Origin of the sequence: Frankia sp. R43, from assembly GCF_001306465.1 — a bacterium.
Taxonomy (GTDB): domain Bacteria; phylum Actinomycetota; class Actinomycetes; order Frankiales; family Frankiaceae; genus Parafrankia; species Parafrankia irregularis.
On sequence record NZ_LFCW01000016.1, the window covers coordinates 85,458 to 103,869 of the forward strand.

General features: G+C 68.0%; 14 protein-coding genes and 2 pseudogenes. 8 read left to right on the forward strand and 8 right to left on the reverse strand.

The window, feature by feature from the left end:
* Positions 1-65 precede the first annotated feature (65 nt).
* The 3 genes from ACG83_RS48310 to ACG83_RS40365 all read right to left on the reverse strand — a co-directional run bounded on the left by ACG83_RS48310 (position 66) and on the right by ACG83_RS40365 (position 2,506).
* On the reverse strand, positions 66-767 hold the full coding sequence (locus tag ACG83_RS48310) for a SulP family inorganic anion transporter (RefSeq protein ID WP_076828507.1): 702 nt from the start codon (positions 765-767) through the stop codon (positions 66-68).
* 97 nt (positions 768-864) lie between these two features.
* Positions 865-2,070 (reverse strand): malic enzyme-like protein, encoded by a 1,206-nt coding sequence (locus ACG83_RS40360; RefSeq protein ID WP_083473970.1) that lies wholly within the window; start codon positions 2,068-2,070, stop codon positions 865-867.
* 88 nt (positions 2,071-2,158) lie between these two features.
* On the reverse strand, positions 2,159-2,506 hold the full coding sequence (locus ACG83_RS40365) for a helix-turn-helix transcriptional regulator (protein WP_054569750.1): 348 nt from the start codon (positions 2,504-2,506) through the stop codon (positions 2,159-2,161).
* 793 nt (positions 2,507-3,299) lie between these two features.
* Between ACG83_RS40365 and ACG83_RS40370 the strand changes: the two genes are divergently transcribed.
* Together ACG83_RS40370 and ACG83_RS45095 are read left to right on the forward strand one after the other, a co-directional pair.
* Positions 3,300-3,614, forward strand: a complete 315-nt coding sequence (locus tag ACG83_RS40370; protein ID WP_054571516.1) for a hypothetical protein — start codon at positions 3,300-3,302, stop codon at positions 3,612-3,614.
* Between the two features lie 323 nt (positions 3,615-3,937).
* Positions 3,938-4,105 (forward strand): annotated as a pseudogene (locus ACG83_RS45095) (GGDEF domain-containing protein); the annotation flags it as partial.
* Between the two features lie 202 nt (positions 4,106-4,307).
* Here ACG83_RS45095 and ACG83_RS40380 read toward each other — a convergent pair.
* From ACG83_RS40380 to ACG83_RS40400, 4 genes and pseudogenes are all read right to left on the reverse strand, one after another.
* Positions 4,308-5,448: pseudogene (locus ACG83_RS40380) on the reverse strand (ATP-binding cassette domain-containing protein); the annotation flags it as partial.
* A 426-nt stretch (positions 5,449-5,874) separates the two neighbouring features.
* A complete protein-coding gene (locus ACG83_RS48315) occupies positions 5,875-7,818 on the reverse strand; it encodes an alpha/beta hydrolase fold domain-containing protein (RefSeq protein WP_200931473.1) in 1,944 nt (647 codons plus the stop codon).
* Between the two features lie 369 nt (positions 7,819-8,187).
* Complete coding sequence (locus ACG83_RS40395) at positions 8,188-10,776, reverse strand: family 78 glycoside hydrolase catalytic domain (RefSeq protein WP_054571538.1); 2,589 nt, start codon at positions 10,774-10,776, stop codon at positions 8,188-8,190.
* A gap of 584 nt (positions 10,777-11,360) precedes the next feature.
* Positions 11,361-11,771 (reverse strand): ankyrin repeat domain-containing protein, encoded by a 411-nt coding sequence (locus ACG83_RS40400; RefSeq protein WP_054571518.1) that lies wholly within the window; start codon positions 11,769-11,771, stop codon positions 11,361-11,363.
* A gap of 192 nt (positions 11,772-11,963) precedes the next feature.
* On the opposite strand from ACG83_RS40400, the gene ACG83_RS43545 reads away from it, so the two are divergent.
* The 6 genes from ACG83_RS43545 (at position 11,964) to ACG83_RS48320 (ending at position 16,732) form a co-directional block, all read left to right on the forward strand.
* Positions 11,964-12,272 carry a hypothetical protein gene (locus ACG83_RS43545; protein ID WP_076828523.1) on the forward strand — a complete coding sequence of 103 codons (309 nt, stop codon included), beginning with the start codon at positions 11,964-11,966 and terminating at the stop codon, positions 12,270-12,272.
* 30 nt (positions 12,273-12,302) lie between these two features.
* The gene (locus ACG83_RS40410; RefSeq protein WP_054571520.1) at positions 12,303-12,635 is read left to right on the forward strand and encodes a hypothetical protein; all 333 of its coding nucleotides are present in this window, start codon (positions 12,303-12,305) and stop codon (positions 12,633-12,635) included.
* Between the two features lie 295 nt (positions 12,636-12,930).
* Complete coding sequence (locus ACG83_RS40415; protein ID WP_054571521.1) at positions 12,931-13,161, forward strand: hypothetical protein; 231 nt, start codon at positions 12,931-12,933, stop codon at positions 13,159-13,161.
* A 1,346-nt stretch (positions 13,162-14,507) separates the two neighbouring features.
* A complete protein-coding gene (locus ACG83_RS40420; protein WP_235498510.1) occupies positions 14,508-15,263 on the forward strand; it encodes a tyrosine-protein phosphatase in 756 nt (251 codons plus the stop codon).
* Positions 15,264-15,716: 453 nt separating this feature from the next.
* Positions 15,717-16,487, forward strand: a complete 771-nt coding sequence (locus ACG83_RS40425) for a toll/interleukin-1 receptor domain-containing protein (RefSeq protein WP_054571523.1) — start codon at positions 15,717-15,719, stop codon at positions 16,485-16,487.
* Positions 16,488-16,600: 113 nt separating this feature from the next.
* Positions 16,601-16,732: a helix-turn-helix domain-containing protein gene (locus tag ACG83_RS48320; protein WP_369812959.1), complete on the forward strand. Its 132-nt coding sequence runs from the start codon at positions 16,601-16,603 to the stop codon at positions 16,730-16,732.
* Here the strand turns inward: ACG83_RS48320 and ACG83_RS40430 are convergent.
* Positions 16,715-17,206: a transposase gene (locus tag ACG83_RS40430; RefSeq protein ID WP_054571524.1), complete on the reverse strand. Its 492-nt coding sequence runs from the start codon at positions 17,204-17,206 to the stop codon at positions 16,715-16,717. The genes ACG83_RS48320 and ACG83_RS40430 overlap by 18 nt on opposite strands.
* Between the last annotated feature and the right edge of the window lie 1,206 nt (positions 17,207-18,412).

An 18,412-nucleotide genomic window follows, 5' to 3' on the forward strand; every position in this document is an offset into this window, starting at 1 on the left:
GTCGTCGACGGTGAAGATGGACCTGCCTCCGCCCTCGTCGAGGTCGGCGTGCGTGGACGGTCCGCTCAGCGCCGGGATGCGGGTCGCAGCGGCCCACCAGGTCCTCGCCAGCTAGGTCGACACCGCCTTCTCCGACCAGGCCTACTGCCCGGCCTGCGCCCGCGCCAACCGACGTACAAACAGCCGCGCGATCGTGCTGCGCACCCAGCACCCTGCCCAGCCTCCGCTGGTGGCGCTGCCTCGGCACCAGGCAGACAGACGCGTTCACCGTTGAATCCGCCAACCAGATCATCGGCGGACGCGTGGTCCACAAACAGCAGATGCGCTGGACACCCCGAGGTGCCCACGTCCGTCTGCGCGCGTCCACTCGCGTTCTCAACGATGTCCCTGCCGACTCCGTCCGCTGGTGCCCGGCCATGAACGCGAGCGACGAATCCGCTGTGCCGATCACGAGCACGGCGTTGCATCTCACGGTCTGTCCCGGTCTTCGCCGCGATGGCACCGGCGACGATCGCGGCGATGAGCCCCGCCGAGGCTCCCGCTCCGGAGGCGACACCGAGACCCCACGCCGGCGGGAGCGCGACGACCGCGACGATGACACCCGCGAGCAGGTTCTGGGTCGGCCGGTACCGGTATGCGGCCAGCTCATACCGGTAGGGCAACGCACGGAGCGAGACCGCCTGTGAGGTAAGCCCCGTGTTCACCACGTTGCCCTGGGGACAGGGCAGCCGGACCGGACCTGCGGACGGGCGGCGTCCCGCATACATATAGCCATGATGATGTCACTGCCTCCAGTAATGTTGAATTGCTAATATCTGCAAGTGGTGGACATGGATGCGGGGCGGTTGGGCGGGTCCGTCGGGATCAGGGAGTGGACAGCACTGACAGGGCGGCGTCCGAAACAGCCGACACGAGCTGGGGATGGTCCGGTCGTGGAAGCAGAGCGCCGAAGGGGGCCTGCTCCGCCACAGCGTGGACCGCGGCGACGCGAGCAGCCATGGTGATCGAGCGGCGGGCGGTCACGGCGGCGCGCAGCAGGCCCGGCAGCGCGTGCAGGGGCCGTGGCTGCATGGTCGCCTGGGTGAGACGGGGTGGTGCCTCGGGCCGGGCGCGCAACACCGCGGGACCTGCGGGGGGTGCCGCCAGACCGATCAGGTCGACGATGAGATCGAGACGGTCCGCGAGCTGGTGCAGCAACTGCACACCGTAGATGACCGGGTCATACAACATCAGATCGCCGATGCCGGCGGCCAGCAGGAGACCGGCGAGATCCCCACCGCGGTGCGGGTCGACGACGGCCACCCGAGCCTGCCCCGGTCCGACCCCCTGACGTCGCAGATGGTTCAGGGCAGCTGCCGCGGCCGCCACGGCGAAACCATCGTTGATGGTGTCGAGGAGCACCGGATGCGGCGCGGGAGCGGACCGCAGGGCGGCGCGAACCGCGTCGATGTGGCGGACATGCGTGTGCACCAGCACCGACGCACCGAACCCCGCATCAATCATGCGGACCAGTAAGGCGAGCTCGTCGGGACCGTCGACCGTGATCGGGATCGGAACAACATCGAAACCGGTCTCCCGGTGCAGGTGGACCGCCTGGGATTCCACTGCCGGCAATGAGGCGCTGGCCGGCAACGGCTCGAAGTCCAGCACCGCGCTGGCATCGCTGAGCAAGGCCACTCTGCGGGTCCGGCCGCTGAATCTGTCGATCTGCCCTGGATGGGTGGACAGATGGCGGACCACGCGACGGTCCGCGTCCACGTCCAACAACGCCAGGTCCCGCCCCGTCGCGATCGACGCCCGCAGCGACTGACCGAGCTTCCCCGTGGACGCGACCGCGAACACCGGATCCTCGGTATGGAGAAGCTCGGCCCCCAACGTCTCCTGCAGTGCGTGCACCAGCCACAACAGGGTCGACCCGCTGTCCGCGTCCACGGTGATCCGCCGGCAGCTGTCCGGACCGGGATCATCCGCCTGAACAACCACCATGCCCGGGGCCCGCGCGAGGACCGTCTCGAGAGCCGGTCGAGCCTGCGCGGACACATACACCGCGAGACCGAACGCCGGATTCACCCGGGCCGATCCGCGGGACGTCACGCGACCGCCCCCACGTCTCCAGGCCGCCGAGCCGGCGGCATAGGTCGCCGTCTCCGTGGCACTCTCATGACCGGCCGGCTTCGGCTTCGGCTTCGCGCAGCTGTTCCAACAAACCGACCTGCCCTGCCGCCACCTCCGTCAGGATCCGCCGTGCGGCCCCCATCAGATCGGCCACATCCCCACCCGCCAGCGCATACACCACGGTCGGCCCCTGCCGGGTCGCCGTCACAAGGCCCGAGCGGCGCAACACCGCGAGGTGCTGTGACAGGTTCGGTGGCTCCACCTCGATCTTCGACAGCAGATCCCGTACCGGTGTCGGCCCGTCCACCAGCAACTCCAGCACCCGGATTCGAACGGGATGCCCCAACATGCGGAAGAACTCCGCCTTCACCTGATGCAGCGGAACCACCACCAGGGCACCCCTCTCAGCCAGTACAGCCACGTTCACCGTCCATGACGCCAAGCCCGCCCGGCCGCCCCCTCGCGCGGCCGCCCGGCAACATCGCGGCAGTATTATCTTAGAAGTTGCAGAATTCAGCAACTAGTCGTCGTGGGGGATCTGCGACGGGTGTGTGCTGTCCGCAACTGGCCCTGGATCGGCAACGACCGCCAGCGGGAGGAGCCGCCGAGGCAGTCGTGGTGATCTCTATCGGCCATCGCCGGGGCGGACCGATGACTGCCGTCGCACCTGTCTGCCGACGTTGTCGCTGGTCCGGTGGCAGGTGCACCGGCTGGACGCTCTGCTGGTCTGCGCAGCCGACGGCCTGAGCCACCACGCGGGTGGCCAGTGGAGCGTCATTCCGGCCCCTAACCCCCGTGACCCAGACCTTTCAAGGTCTGTAGTGACATTAGGTCTGACCGATGCTGGCGACTTGTGTCATTCCTTCGCCTCTGTCGCCGTTACCGCGATCGCAGCAGCGGCCTCCGTGGTCTGGTATATCGCAGACGAGCGGAACGAAGTATATGTATGATCGTGGCCCCGCCGTCGGGGGATCGCCTGAGCTCGGCCAGGCCTATTCTTTACGGGCAGCATGCCCATCGACCTCATGGTCCTATGCGGGCTTGTCGTGTGAGACGTTCCCGTTGTGCGCGATGGCGGTAGCCACGCCGCCGCTACGGCCGGGCTCGCGAATCCGCGAACCGCTGGGTAGCGTTCCCCCCGGGTCGTTTCCAAGGAATAAATGTTACGGCGAAAGAGGAGCGGGATGACTCAGCAGGAGCAGCAGGAGCGTCGGCAGGTGGAGCAGCAGCTGCGTCAGAACTGGCGGCAGCTTCGCTACCGTCTGCTCGACCAGTTCGGCCAGGTCAGCGCATCGGATGTGGATGCCGCGACGGGTGTCAATGACCTGATCGCACGGATCGCCGACAAGTCCAACCACAGCGAGCGGTACGTCGAGAACCGGCTGCGAGAACTGGTCGGCGTCGGCGTCGGCGTTGGCCAGGGTGGGCAGTCCGGTGAGCGTTTCGGCGGTGAGCAGGCTGATCAGGGGCGGCAGGGCCAGCCGTTCGGCCGCGAGTAGCCACCTCAGATACCGGGCGGGCGTGGCAGGGAACGGCAGCCCCCGAACCTGGCATGCCCGCCCGGCTCCCCAACCCCGGAGAGCGGAAGTGGCCGTATTACGTGCGATATATTTCCGGAATATGTGGTACTCCGTGGCTCCGTGGTGGACCTTTCGTGGTGGGCCAGGAGAAAGGATGGGCGCTTGAAGATCCCCGTTCCCAGTCCGCAAGATACGGGACTTCAAACGCGTGATGGTTTCTGACCTTATCCGGTCCAAGGGGGCCGTACAGGCCATCCTCGCGAATCCGCGCTAAACCGGCTACCAGGTCTGGAACAAACAACGGCGCGGTGTCACCGCTGGCCCTGGCGTTCGCCCGACAGATGATCACCCTCGCCGAGAACACCCGCCTCCTGGCAGCGGTGCGGGAACGCGAGAAACAGCTGAACTACCAGGCGTTCCATGACCCCCTGACCGGCCTGGCCAACCGGGCACTGTTCGCTCGACGCCTCCCCGTCGACATCGACGAGCCGCAGCAGGTCGACAGGTACCGCCGGGCGCTCAGCGAGATGCGGTCCGTCGCGCTGGCCGGGGAGAACCGCCGGGAGCTCCTCGCCCGGATCAGGCAGGAGGCCAGACGGGAGGCGCGGCAGGAGACGCGGGACGTGCAGGCGCCGGCCGGAACCCTCCCGCCGCTGGTCGAATCCGAGTAATCGCGGTCGGCTCGTCGAGGAACAGAAGCGACGGGCGGGTCAGCAGCTCCAGCGCGACCGGCGTCCGCTTCTTCTGCCCACCGGAGAGCCGGCTGACCGGGGTGTCGGCGTGCGCGGTAAGGCCGAGCTTGCCGATGACCTCCTCGACCCGGGCGTGGCGTTCCCGTGCCGTCGTGTCTGCCGGGGAACGCAGCTCGGCGCCGTACTCCAGGGTTTCCCGGATGGTCAGCTGGGCGTGCTGCGGGTCGGCCTGTGGCACGTACCCGATCCGCCGACGCAGTTCGTCGTATTCGGCGTAGAAGTCCCGGCCGGCGTAGTGGACGGCGCCCTGGTCCGCAGGGCGGAAGCCGGCCAGGGCGTTGAGCAGGGTGGATTTGCCCGCTCCGCTGGGACCGACCACGCCGAGCAGCGAGCGGCCCGGCAGCCGGAACGTCGTGTCGTGCAGGAGCTGCTTCGAGTCGGCGAACACCGACAGCGACTGCACCTCGAAGGCGACGTCCCCGGAATCGACATACTCGATGAGCGAGTCACCTTCGAGCCGGAACAGGTGATGGCCGATTGCTATGACGTCGCGTTGCCCCAGCCGGGCGCGGCCAATCCGGGCCGTTGACGAACGTTCCGTTCGCCGAGTCGAGGTCGACAATTTCCGCAATTTCGCCGCGAATGTGTAGTTCGGCGTGGTGTCGTGAGGCGAGCAGGTCCGAGACGGTGATGTCATTGCCGTGGGCGCGGCCCAGGCGCAGCGTTCCAGGCCGAAGCGGGTGCAGCCGTGGCTGGTCGTCGAAGGTTGTGTCGACGTCGGCAGACCGGGACCCGGCGATGGTGGTGACGTCCCCATCGCCTGTGAAGGGTGTGAGGATGATTTCGGGGCCGTCGGGGGCACCGAGCCGGAACCGTGTCTCGGCCAGGTCCACGGCGGTGACGTTGTCCATGCGCTGTCCGGCCTGTCATAGCCCGTTGAGGCTCGTGTCCCGGACGAGCCAGCCGGCGTCCGTCGGTTCGAGGACTAGATGGCGGCGGGAGACCCTGCTGTCCCGAATGATGATGTCGACTCCGTGCGAACGGCCCACCGCGCACGGCCCGTCGCCGGTCAGCGTCACCTCACCTGCCGGGCTGAGCACGCTCAGCATGGTCCGCTCCACCTGAGCTCCCTTTCACGTCTGCCACCGTGGTGTCCGTCCCGTTACGCCTTCGCCGGGTGCGCAGGGTCGCGGATCGTCCGTACTCCGCGAGGCTTCTCTAACACCGGCCTGCTACTCGGAGAGCTTCGTTGCCGATCTGCGGGCTTTCCCACGCGAGCGTGAACCGCCACCAGGTCGCGTCCCAGACGCCGTTCGACTCCGTCTGGGCCATCCGGTCGTCGCAGTGAACAAGCCTGTAAGCGGCCACTCGGTTGGTGCTGACCCTGGTGATGGCTTGGTGGCCGTGGCGGCCCGCCGATACTGCTCGATGGTCTGCGTGACGATATCCAGCAGCGCGAGGAATGAGGAATACTGATGCCTTGGCGCCGGTCGGTCGTCATCCTGAACGGCCGGCGCCGAGCCGGGTGGTAACAGCGCATTGCCAGGTCAGTCATCCGCCGATAGAGCAAGATCAATGCCGCCCGCGACCTCGCGCAGCCGGCAGATGACCACGCGCTCCCGGGGAGTCTCGTTCGGGGCGTGCAGCAGCAGGGCTAGGCCGCCGTCGCGCATTGCGGCGATCATGCCGTGGCCCCCGTCCTCGGGCCACAGCGGCACGGGCTCCTGCGTCCACGGCCCGAGCACGTGCCCGGACTCCGAGCGTGCCACGCCCATCGCGTACCCGCGCTCGCCGAGGCTCGACCAGAGCATGAGCAGGGTGCCATCCGAGGTCCGGTGCAGGAACGGACCGTCGGTGACGTAGGCGAGCCGGCCGTCTTCCAGCGCTCCTATCGAGCGGGCCCAGGGCGCCGCCGAGGCGCGGAACAGGCACACCGGCGGCTCGTCCGCGGCCGATCTGAGGTCACTCGTCAGTCGTTGGGCGAGGACCTCTCCGTCGCCGACCTGGACCCATTCTCGGCAGAACACCATCCATGGCTGGCCAGCGGCGTCGACGTGCAGCGTCCCGTCGAGACATTCCCAATCGGGGGGCGTCACCGGTCCCTCGCTCCACGGCTCGAAGGGCCCGGTGGGCGCGTCCGCGACCAGGACCGCCGTGCCGCGGATGACGTCCGGCCCGCCGAACGTGGCCAGCATGTGCCAGCGGCCGGCGTACTCGTGCACCTCTGGCGCCCAGTACTGGCTTGTCGACCAGAAGCCGGCCGGTGGCCGGAAGGCGGCGACGGGGCCGTGCCAGGTCCGCAGGTCCGTGCTGGTCCAGCAGTCGAAGCCGGTCGCGGGTCCCTGCCAGATGTCACGATCGGTGCTGCCGAACAGGACGTACTGGGTGCTGTTCGCGGGCGTGACGAGAAACGGATCCCTGATCTGTATCTCGGCCAGGGTGGCCCCCGACCGAGCCGCCGAGTCCGCGCCGGGCGGCTGGGGGGCCTCGGTGTCACGGGCCGCTCGCTCGTCCTCGGGCCGGCTGCCCGGCTGGCCGTGGGCGCGGGTGAGGGTGCGGGTGAGCCACCGCTCGCGGGTGGCGATGGTGTCGACGGAGAGCGCCGCGGCTGGCGCCAGGTCCTCGTACCCGTGAAATCCGCCGGGCCATACGTGGATCTCGGCATCGCCGCCGGACGCCCAGATCGTCGACGCGAAGGCGACGCCCTCGTCACGGAAGAGGTCGACGCTGCCGACGTCGAGGAAGGTGGGGGGAAGCCCGGAAAGATCCGTTGCCCGGCCCGGTGCGGCGTAGATGGAGACGTCGTCAGTGCCCGAACGGTCGCCCAGCAGCATCCGCCACCCGGTTCTGTTGCTGGCCCCGCTCCACGGCAGCACTCCGGCCATGCCGGCCGAGACCGTCCGCATACGGTCGTCGAGCATCGGGCTCAACAGCAGCAGGCCGGCAAGCGCGGGCCCACCATCGTCACGTACGCGTAACGCCGTCCCCGCGGCGATCCCACCTCCGGCGCTGCTGCCGGCCAGGACCAGCGCGTCGCCGTCGATCCCCAGCTCGGCCGCGTGCGCGGCGGTCCAGCACAGGCCCGCATAGGAGTCGTCGACTGGCGCCGGATCGGGATGCTCGGGCGCCAGGCGGTACTCGACCGACACGACGACGGCCCCGGCTGCGGCCGCCAGCCGGAGAGCCGGAAAGGCCCAGAAGCGGTCACCGGTGGTCATGCCGCCACCGTGGATCCAGACAATCCCCGGGCCGCCGGGCACATGGCCGACCGGGGTGAAGACGGACAGTGTGATCGGTGACTCGGGCCCGGGGAACGTAATTTCCCGCTCGGTGAAGGGAAACAAACTGAGCATGAGGTCGCGGGTCAGCATGTTGCTCGCGCGTGCCTTCGGGATCTCGTCCTCGGTCATCTCGGGGACGACGCCGCCGAAGTGTCCTTCGATGATGAGCCGCCAGGCTGCGGCACACTCCTCGTCCAAGACTGGAAGCACAGGACGGAAGCTAACATCATGGACTAGCGCGCGCAAGTTCGGACGGCTTGGCGACGGAATGCGACCAGGAGGGTGACCGCACGACGTCGGGGTTGGCCAAGGTCACCAAGGCGCTGCGCGACGTCGCCGACGACGTCGCCGGCATGGTTCCCCGGTGAACCTTGTCGACGACAGCGGCAGGCCGCTGTCGCACTACGCCTTCGTCTGGGTCGAGCCCAACGGCGCCGCGTCCCAGATGGTCCGCGACCGGTCCGCGCGGATGGCAGCACCGGCCGACGGCCTCGCGAGCGGTCCGGCCGCGCCGGCCGCCGAGCGCGTAACCTCAGGCCGAGCCGACGGCTGTGCGATGTTCACACCCGGAGCTGGGGGTCACACCGCGTACCGGTGCGTGCCAGGTCCGACGGCATACGCGCCGCCGCCCGGCAGCCGGATGTCGGCCGTCGTGTTCGGCGGGATGGTGATGGTCAGCGCGACGCCCGCGCCCGCTCGTGTCCACGCGCTGGTCACGGTGCCGTAGACGCTGGTGTAGGACGCCTGGGCGTGGGTGAGCGTGCCACCTGGAACAGGCGCGATGACGAAGTGCCGCTCGGCGGCGACGCGGATGCCGGCGACCGTGTCGAACAGCCATTGGCAGACGGCCCCGGGCGAGTAATGGTTGTGGCTCGCCGCCCCCTCCCAGTCCTCCCAGACGGTCGTCGCGCCGGCCTTTACCTCGGCGAGCCAGCTCGGCGCGTCCTCGTTCTCCAACATGCGGTACGCGGTGTCGGCTCGGTTGGCCGCGGTGAGCGTCGGTAGCAGGAACGCGGTCGACAGGAATCCGGTGTTGACGTGATGGCTCCGGTTCTCGACCGCCCGGACAAGCCGTTCCTCGAGGCGGCGCCGTTCGGTGTCCTCGACGAGGCCGAACGCCAGCGGGCGCACCATCTTCGCCTGCCGGTCGGTATCGGTCGTGTCCGCGTGGAGATACAGGTGACGATAGGCCGCCCGCGCGCCGTCGGCGTATTCGGTGAACAGCTTGGCGTCCGCGGTCTCGTCCAGCTCGGCCGCGATCTCCGCCAGGTGACGCATCGAGAAGTGCAGGTACGCGGTGGCCTCCTCCGGCATCGGGGTCAGGCCCGGGCTTGGGTCGCGGAACTCAGCCGCCTCCAGCCACTCGCCGAGATGCACGCCTTTCTCGTAGATATAGGCCGCGTGCGGGTTGTCGGCCGCCCGCTCGGGGTCGAGCGGGCCCACATTCGCGATCATGAACATCGCGTAGCGGCGCATCGCGCCGTAGCAGTCGCTCAGGATGCTCCGGTCGCCGTACCGCTTCCAGTACCGGTACGGCACAAGCACGACGGCGTCCGCCCAGCCGACGGAGCCGCCCGTGCTGTCGTAGAGCATCGCGACGCCGTTGTACGGGACGACCGCCGGTGGTTTCCCATCATCGAGCTGGCCGTCGCTCAGGTCCCGCAGCCACTTGCGGAAAAAGGCGGCGACATCCATGAGATAGGCCGCGGTGTCAAAGAAGACCTGGGCGTCTCCGGTCCAGCCGAGGCGCTCGCGGGTCGGACAGTCCGTGGGCACGTCGAGGGCGTTTCCCTTCATACTCCGGCGGGTGTTCTCGAGAAACTGGTTGACTCCCTCGTTCGAGCAGGTGAATGTTCCGGTCTGCTCCATGTCGGAGTAGACCGCGATCGCCTCGAAAGCGTCGGGGTCGATATCGATGTCGGTGTCCACCAGCGCGTAGCGGAAGCCGAAGACGGCAAACCGCGTCACATAGTGGTCGACCCCGCCACTCGCGGTGAACACTATCTCCTGCCGGGGCGTGGGTTGTAGTTCTCCCTCGATCTGGTCTTCCCCGCCGGTCATGAGCAGCACCTCGACGTCGGGCCCGAACTCATCGACCGGCTTACGTAGCTGGAAGTTGCGCTGCGTGAACTCACCGGCCGCGTCGAGGATCTCTCCCATCCGCAGGGTGAGCTGCTGGCCCTCGCTGCCCGAGACGGTGAACGCGACGAAGCCAGCGATGTTCTGGCCGAAATCGAGCACCCGTTGTCCGCTCGGCGTGGTCAGCAACCGCGCCTGGAAGCGCTCGTGCTCGGTCGGCGCGACGTTGTCGGACGCGGTGGGGACCACGGGATCGGTCGTCACCCGCGCGTGGCCGGAGTGGCTTGCCCGGCGTCGGGCGTCGTGGACCTCGCCGTCCTTCAGGTCCGCGAACCGCTTCGGCCCGTCGTTGCTCCACCGGAAGCGCGCGTCGCTGCCGATGCTCTCCGTCGAGCCGTCCTGGTAGGTGAGCTCGAGCTGGGCGAGCACCTTGGTCTGCCGCCCGAACACGTTCGTGACGCCGAAGGCTCCGACCGAGCCGCGGTACCAGCCGTCAGCGAGCTGTATCTCGAGGGCGTTGCGCTGGCCGACGAGCTCCGTGACATCGAAGGTCTGATACTGGAATCGACGGCGGTAGTCGGTGGCGCCGGGCGCAAGCCGGATGTCGCCGACGGGCCGGCCGTTCAGCGTGGCCTCGTAGACGCCGGCCGCGGTGATGTACAGGCGAGCGTGCCGCACCGGCAGCGGCGCGAGGAACTCGCGGCGGAAATGGTCGACCGGGTAACGGACGTTCTGTTCGGGCTCGTAGTCACCGGTGATCCACTCGGCCGTCCAGTCGGCCGGGTCGAGCAGCCCGAGCTCGAACGACGAGGTCGCCGCCGGCCCCGCGGCGCCGTTCTCGTCCCACAGCACGACCGACCAGTCCACGCGGTCGCGGCTGCCGAGCACGGCGCCCTCGTAGGGAATGTGCGTCATCCTCGCTGAGGCGACCGTGCCGCTGTCCCACACCAGGTCGCCGGCACGCCGCGCCACGATCCGGTATGCGGACTGCTGGATGCCATCGTGCGTGTTCCAGGACAGACGAGGAGCCGCGATGCCCAGGCCGAGCGGCTCGTGGAGATACTCCGTCCGCAGCCGGACCGCCCTCATCGTGCAGCCTCGGTGCATGTCGGGGCGGCGTTACCCGGATTCCTCGGGAACGGACCGGTCCGCGTGCGGAACGGGGTGCGCGATGTGTCGCCGGAGTGCGCGGCGCCGGGGACGCCGAACGGGCTACGGTACCTGCTGCTCATGGGGCTCCTTCATCGGCGCGAGGAATTCGGGTCCAGCGCGCGCGGGGAGGATCGCAGAGATAGTCGAGGACGGCGGACCGGGGCAGCGCCCGTGACCTGACGTCGTCCGCGGTGCGGCCGGGGCCGAGAAGCATGGTGGCGTCGGCACGGTTCCCGCTGGTGTCGGTCCCAGGTTCCGCGCCTACGAGCCAATCCGACGGGCGAACGTTAGCACTACGAAACTAGCGCGCGCAAGTGCGCAGCCACCGTACCAGGACGAAGCCCGACCGAAGGGCCCCGTCCGGGCTCAGCTGGTTTGGCGGTGGACCACGGCGGACAGCCACGACGCCGACGCATCAAATCGATCATGACCGATCGACGGCCGCTGGACAGCGGACTCTGCCGATGCAACACATCCATCAGACGCGCCCGTCCTAGTACTGAGTCATTTTCGACTCAGTACTAGCCGATCGCGTTGTCCAGCGGGCTGCCGATCGACCCGTCAGGGGTTTCCAGGTCGGCGCCGCCGTCGATCAGGGCCGCGGCGACATCGGCGTCGTCGCTGCTGGCCGCGAAGTGCAGCGGGGTCTCCTCACCCGGACCGCGGCCGTCGGGATCCGCGCCCGCTTCCAGCAGCATCCGCACGACCTGCGGGCCGTTCGGGAAGTAGCCCGGCCAGTCAGTCACGACATGCAACGCGGTGCGGGTCTTGAACGGTCCCCCGAGAGGGCCGCTGAGCAGCTGGGGCGCGGCGGTGATGAGACGACGTACGGCGTCGAGGTCGCCGGCATGGATGGCGCCGAGCTCGATCGCGCTGTCTGGTTCGGGTGCGTCCACCTCGGCACTGTCCGGGCGGATCGATGCCGCGGTCAAGCGTGCGCGTGCCACCGCTGAGGGCTGACAGCGAGCACCGCGAGAGCGCCGGTCTCGGCCTGAACCGCGGCGGGGACTACCCGATCCGGCTGGTGCTGCTCAGACTAGGAACCGACCCAGACCGGCAGGCTAAGGATCTTCTCGCCGCGCGGGCAGAGCATCTGACCGCGCGACCGACAGGGAGGGACGTTGATGACGACCGTCCAGGCGAGTACCGGGCCTGACACCGCCGAGCCGCAGGCGTGCTGGTGCTGTGGATGCAGCTGCGCGGAGCCCGACATGGTGCGGCTTGGCAACCATCCCGAGGTCGGGCTCTGCCTGCCCTGTGCGCACTACCTGCACCAGCAGGCCCGCGGCCGAGAGGACGCGCGACACCGCTCACCAACCGCCCGGCTACGCGACGTGCTGCGCGCCGCCCGGAGCCTGGTCATCCGGCGACGTTGGCACGAGAGCGCCTTGGTCGGCCGGCCCCTGCGGTGGCTTGGTAATCGCCTTCCCTAAGTCCACCTCGCCGCATGTGGAGGAGGAGCGATGTTGATCGAGGTGTTGTATGTCGCTGGCTGCCCGAACCATGACCGGTTCCTGGACCATCTGCGCCGCCTCCTCGACGCGGACGGCGTGTCCGAGCCCGTACTACTACGGCGGATCGACGACGACCTGACCGCGCAGACCACGAGGTTCCTCGGCTCCCCGACGCTACGGATCAACGGCCGCGACGTGGACCCGACCGCCGAGCGCGCCACCAGCTACGGGTTGCAATGCCGCCTTTACCAGACGGCCGGTGCGCTCCAAGGCAGCCCCGCCGACCACGACATCCTGACCGCCCTGCGCGCCGCCGCCACGGAAGCCGGCCCAGCTGAGTGAAGAACGGCGGCGGAATCGCACCTTGTGGCCACGGTCGGCGGTAATGGGCGGCTTACCGCAACTCCGCCATGAGCGCGTAGCCGGGCCTCCAGGACGTCGGCGCCCCGGCTCCAGAGGGCCCTGTGTCCAGCCCCTCGCGACGATGCGCCGGCGCGATCACGCCGCACCCTGCCGGTATCCGGGAGAAGGCCACGACCATGGGCGATCCGGCCGCCGCGAGTGGGATGACCGACAGTTGACAGCAAATGGACACATCCCGCTTGCCGTCTGGTCACCGCAACGCCACCATGAGCCGGTGACTCCCATCCCCAGCCTGAGTGCTATCGACGACCCGGTGCTGCGGGCCGTCACCGCCAACGACCTGCTCTGGAACGGTACCCCCGGACCGAAGGATCTCCGGACGATCCGCGGTGAGGCGATCCTGGAGGCCATCGACGCGGGCCGCACGTACGAGGAGATAGCGGACCATCTACACGTCCAGCCCAGCGATCTGGCCTGGATGATCGAGCCCCACCGGCCCAGGTAGCTCTGGAGCCACCCGCGCGGCCACGCAGGGGCGCGACACCGTGGTCAACCGACCGTCACCAGCCGGTCGGAAAACGCCTGTTCGGGTGATCTGGCCGTTCCCGGTCACCTGAAACCATGCGTGATGCCGGCAGAGCGGCAGGCGCGCATCGCAGGACCACCGCGTCACCTTCCATCGTTGCGATGACCCTGTCCGTGGGCCGGTAGACCACGGGATGCGAGTTCAGCCACGAGGCACCGAACGTGAGGGGCTGGCCGGGGCGCACCATGAACGTGCCACCCCGGAAGGGCCCGTTAACCAAGATTGCGAGCGTAATGTCAGGCGGAGACATGCGCAGGCACGCTACGTGACACGGCGGGGTTTCGTCATCCGTGGACCCGACGATCGCCACAGCTCGACGCTTTCAGCCGGTAAAGCGGAATTACGTCAACCGCCCCCACGCATCGGGCAGATCCCCATCGCCTCCGCCAGACCGGCCGAATGCGCCGGGCGGTCTCGAAGAGCCAGCAGCCAGCCGGGCCCTGATCGGATCAGCCAACGCCCGGCCGACTAGATATCCGAAGCGATGGTCGCCACGACCCGAAAATACAGCTGAACCTGAACTCACGCCATCGTGAATAATCCCTCCGCCCCATGGACCCGGCTGAGATGGATAGTTGATCGGCGGACGGTCGAGCAGTGCGAGGGCGGGTTGGACGTCGCTATCGCCCTGCGTCGCAGGGCGCTCCTCGGACCACGCCCACGGCCCGGAGGACACGACGGTCAGCGAGTTCCTACGGATCGCGGCGAGTGTCCGGGGTGGCGCTGTGTCTGGCTTCCAGGCGTGGGACCGCGCGGCCGTCATTTCGGGGTGGCGGTCCTGGGGGTTGCTGCTCGGACGCACTGGTCCTTGAGCCAGTCGATGATGTTGTCGCGGCGGGTGCCGCGCTCGTGCGCGGCGTCGAGGGGGTGCCCGCCGCGTAGTCGGGTACCCAGATCAGATCGGCGCCGGCGGCCCCGGTCTACCCGCAGATCGGCTCGGCTCTCTCTTGGTGTCTAACGACGTGGCAGGCTTCGCTTCATGCTGCGGACCGTCCACTCGCTCCCCCTGAAGGGCTTTGGACGCTGGGCTTCAACCCCGGGAGTTTCTCCCCGAAGCTGCCAGCCTGCTACCGGGCCTCCTGGCAGCTACCCGGACCGGACTCCCACCGGCAGGCGACGACGAGCTTGAGATCATCGGGGTCGCTGACCGACCATCTCCTGATCGCTGGGTGCACCCGTTGCAGTGCTAACGGGTAGGCGATTTTAGTCGGGTGACTATAGTCCCGCGACTATCTATTGTTGCCGGTATGGTGACTGCTCCTCGTGTGCCTCGCTGGATCGATCTCGCCGGTGCCTACAACGTGCGTGACCTCGGCGGGTTGGCCGCCGCTGGAGGTGTGGTCCGACCTGGAGTACTGCTGCGCGGCGACAATCTGGACAGCCTGACCGCCGGTGACATCGCCGTTCTCGGGGATCAGGTGGGGCTGCGCGGCGTCGTGGACCTGCGCGCGCCGTTCGAGAACCCCCGCGAAGCTGACTGGTTCTCGGGCCTCGGCATCAGCTGGCTTCACGAGCCGCTGCTCGATCTCACCGGCCTCACCGACCCGTCGGTGAGGCCCGGGCAGGCAGGCGGCTACGACTTCGCCAAGCTGTACGCGACCATGCTCGAGTCGGCTGGTGCGGGGTTGGTCCGCGTGCTGGACTTCCTGGTCTCGGGCAGCCGCGCACCGGCGCTCGTGCACTGCGCCGCCGGCAAGGATCGTACGGGTGTCACCGTCGCCGTGCTGCTGGCCGCCGCCGACGTCGAGCGTGCGGCGATCATCGCGGACTATCTCGCCACCGCGGAGCGGATCCAGCTCGTCCGCGAGGCGCTGGCGCATCGGGAGGAGTACCAGCACCTTCGTGAGCAGGCGTCAGCTGGCCGGTCGGCGCCCGCGCCCGTGGTCGACCCCCAGGCGATCATCGGCGCGCTGGACTTCCTGGACGCCACGCACGGCGGAGCTGCCGGCTTCCTGCTCGCCCACGGCGCGACCCGCGTGCAGATCGACCGGTGGCGCCACATGATCATCGAGCCGCGCTGACCGGTGTGGCCGACGGCTCAGTCGCCGCCTCGGACATGGATTGACGTTGGCGTCGCCACCGGGGCGGGCGTAGCTCTGAGGCAGCGAAGCGGATGACAGTACGCCCAGCGCGGTCTGACCGGTGGCGGGCAGGCCTCCGACCTGCGCCGGATCCCCAGAATGCAACAGCGCTTCGCCAGCTGATCCACGAACCCGCCCATTCCGCCACGAACAACCGACAGAACAAGATCACAGATAGAGGGCTGCAGCCAAGGATGTGTTGAGCACGAACCGTCAAGGATCTCCTGAGCCCTCACGGCGACAATCACCCTCGACGGCCGGCTCACCGCAGGTCGCAGTAGTCCGACCAATCTCAGTTACACCGTTGCTGGGCTGACTCTCACTCGAACCACGGCGCCTCACAGCTTGTGGCAGTCTGTGAGCATGGCCATAGGGGGAGGCCGGTCGGCTGTCATGGGAGCAGACGCTGCCGCCGATTTTTTCGTGTCGTATGCGACCGCGGACGTGGCATGGGCGGAGTGGATCGGCTGGCAGTTGGAGGCCGTCGGCTTTCGGGTGGTGCTGGGGGCCTGGGACTTCGTCGTCGGGTCGAGCCTTGTGCAGGAGACGCAGGCGGCACTCTCAACCTCGGCGCGAGTAGTTGTGGTGTTGTCGCCGGCGTATTTGATGTCGGCGATCGAGACCGCGCAGTGGCAAGCTGTGTGGGCGGGTGATCCGACCGGGGAAGAGCGGCGTCTGTTGGTGGCGCGGGTGGAGAACTGCCCGCAGCCGGGCCTTTTGCGACCGCTAATTGGGGTGGATCTTTTCGGCTTGGACGACGACACAGCGCGCGAGCGTCTGATAGGCGCGGCGGTGGCCGCGCGGCGCAAGCCTGCCACCGCGCCGGTGTTCCCGTCCGATCCCACTCCCTGTTTCCCTGGCCTGCGCGATCTGGTCAACGGGGAGCTGAGGCTGTCGGGGGTCTCATGGGATGGGGGAAGCGACGGTGGTGATGGTTCTCCGAGGGAGGCGCCTGGAGTGGTGGTGGTGGCGAGGTGGTCGGGCCGGGAGACCCGAGCTCTCCATGAGGCGCGGCTGATGAGCATGCATCCGTTGCCGCTCACCTGGCAGGTAGGCGACCGGCCGGTGTCTGATCCCGCTGGAACCGCGGGTGCCGCTCCAGGCGAACGGTTCGGTGGTTCGAAGGGATTCTTCTTGCGCCACACCTACCGACTTGGGTTCTAACGGTGGTTGCAACACCAGCCCTGAAAGGTGTTGCGATGACCGGATCCCGGCGGAACGTCCGCAAGCGAGGCCCTGAGCCGCAGGCAGCCAAGCGTGATCACTACCTTCTGCTGATGGCGCAGGGCGTGAGCAACTCGGCAGCGTGCCGGGAAGTCGGGATCAACCGCAGGACCGGGACACGGTGGCGCCACGGACGCACCGCCACTGACCAGGCCGGCCGGACCTACTCATACCCGCCGATTTGAATCCGTCCTGTCGGCGTTGGCCTCGGATGTGGCGGGGTGGGTGATGGTGATCGGGGTCGGCTCACCCGCGCGCTCCTTCGGCAGGGTGCCGGCGGGTCCGGGTTGGTTCGCCACGGCCTGCCGCGGGGACGCCTTCGGGATGGACGGTGGTGTGGCGCCCGTGGTGGGGTCCGCGGTCAGCAGTGGTGCGGGGTTGGTGCTGGAGGCCCGCAGGAGGTAGAACTCCTGGCGGAGCCGGGGGTTCTGGTCGTGCAGGTGTCTGAGTTCGGCCTGGTGGCGGGATGACTGCCGGTGCTGGTCGGGTGCGGTGTCCGCGAGGCGGATCCACCTGCGCAGGGTCTCGGCGCTGATGCCGAGCGCGTCGGCGACGGTCCTGATGGCCTGCCAGGTGGAGGGGTGGTCGTCGCGGATGTGGGTGACGTAGGCGATCGCGCGGGCCCGGAACGGCGGCGGGTACCTCGTCGTACGGCCCATGACGATGTGCTCCTGTGCGTTGGGGCAGGCAAACCTGCTGAGCTGTCAACGACGTGGGGACGCACCGGTCCGGCTTTTGGACACTCTAAGGGGAGACGGCGACATCCGGATCTCGAAATACCGGTAAATGCGCGACCTATGCGCCTCGTATTTACCTTCCTCGGGACGGGCGACGATGCATGCATCACAGAAGGGACTGCCGGGAACGTCTCCGGCGACCGAGGGCAGCATCGCCCTCGCGAAAGGTACGAGGTAGGACTATGGCACGCGCCGGGCTGCCCTGTCAGCAAATCGCCTTGAGAAGGCTCTGCTGTCCTCAACCCCGTGGTTCCAACTCGCCAACACGAAATGGTGACACCCAGTAACACTGGCACGTAAGTCTGGGAGTAGCGGCCTGTAGTCGCACCCAACTCACGTCAAAGATCATTTCGCGGCCGCAGCTAGGTCATCGAGGCCGGACCGAGCGGGTCGACGGGGCGACCACCACGATTCCGCCCGGCAGGCTTACGTCCCGGTCGCTCGGTTGCGGAAATACTGCTGCCCCCGAAGGTGCACGTCGCGATGAGATCCGCGCCTCGTCGCGGGCCCCCAACGATCCCCGGAACGGATACCGCAGTTGGGTCACCGCCTACTACACCAGTGAGATCAGAAGCCGCCTCGCTAGCTGACCCGCGCTTGCGGTCAGGGTGCACACCGGGCGTCGGGTGCGCAACCTCCCCCGAGCGAGAGGTCATCCTTTTACCTCTTTGATGTTTCGGCACAGTTAAGTATCTCTGTGTGTCTGGCCTCACAGAGTTGCGGATTGCGACCTAAACTTCTACAGCGATGTAGCAGGTTGTTAGGGGGATCGGTGCTTTGGGACCTTTGTTCGGTTTGCGACCCTTCCGACGGTGACGTTCGGTAGCTTCTTCTTCGAAGGCGCCGACACCAATAGTTACAGCTAGTACGCGCTCCGGCATGTTGCCGATCATGCGACGGTTGCGCATCTGATTTGCCGTCCTTTAAATTTGGCGATCCGGTGCGGCAGTCGTTCCCTCGGATGTCGCACCGGCAATGCCGTTTCCTTGCGAGGGATTTTCGGTGGATCGGAGTTGGCGTTATGCGGGTGCTCCCCGTACGTCGTCGCAGGTCAATCATCCGTTCTCTGTCCGTTCTGTTAATCGCGCTTCTGATGGCGACCATCACTCAGTTCCTTCCCGCTGTCGG

Bases quoted from the DNA above. Each gene is read 5' to 3' on its own strand.
- ACG83_RS40425 (WP_054571523.1), top strand. From the start codon at position 15,717: ATGGGAGCAGACGCTGCCGCCGATTTTTTCGTGTCGTATGCGACCGCG.
- ACG83_RS48320 (WP_369812959.1), top strand. From the start codon at position 16,601: ATGGCGCAGGGCGTGAGCAACTCGGCAGCGTGCCGGGAAGTCGGGATC.
- ACG83_RS40430 (WP_054571524.1), bottom strand. From the start codon at position 17,206: ATGGGCCGTACGACGAGGTACCCGCCGCCGTTCCGGGCCCGCGCGATC.
- ACG83_RS48310 (WP_076828507.1), bottom strand. From the start codon at position 767: ATGTATGCGGGACGCCGCCCGTCCGCAGGTCCGGTCCGGCTGCCCTGT.
- ACG83_RS43545 (WP_076828523.1), top strand. From the start codon at position 11,964: ATGACGACCGTCCAGGCGAGTACCGGGCCTGACACCGCCGAGCCGCAG.
- ACG83_RS40410 (WP_054571520.1), top strand. From the start codon at position 12,303: ATGTTGATCGAGGTGTTGTATGTCGCTGGCTGCCCGAACCATGACCGG.
- ACG83_RS40370 (WP_054571516.1), top strand. From the start codon at position 3,300: ATGACTCAGCAGGAGCAGCAGGAGCGTCGGCAGGTGGAGCAGCAGCTG.
- ACG83_RS40395 (WP_054571538.1), bottom strand. From the start codon at position 10,776: ATGAGGGCGGTCCGGCTGCGGACGGAGTATCTCCACGAGCCGCTCGGC.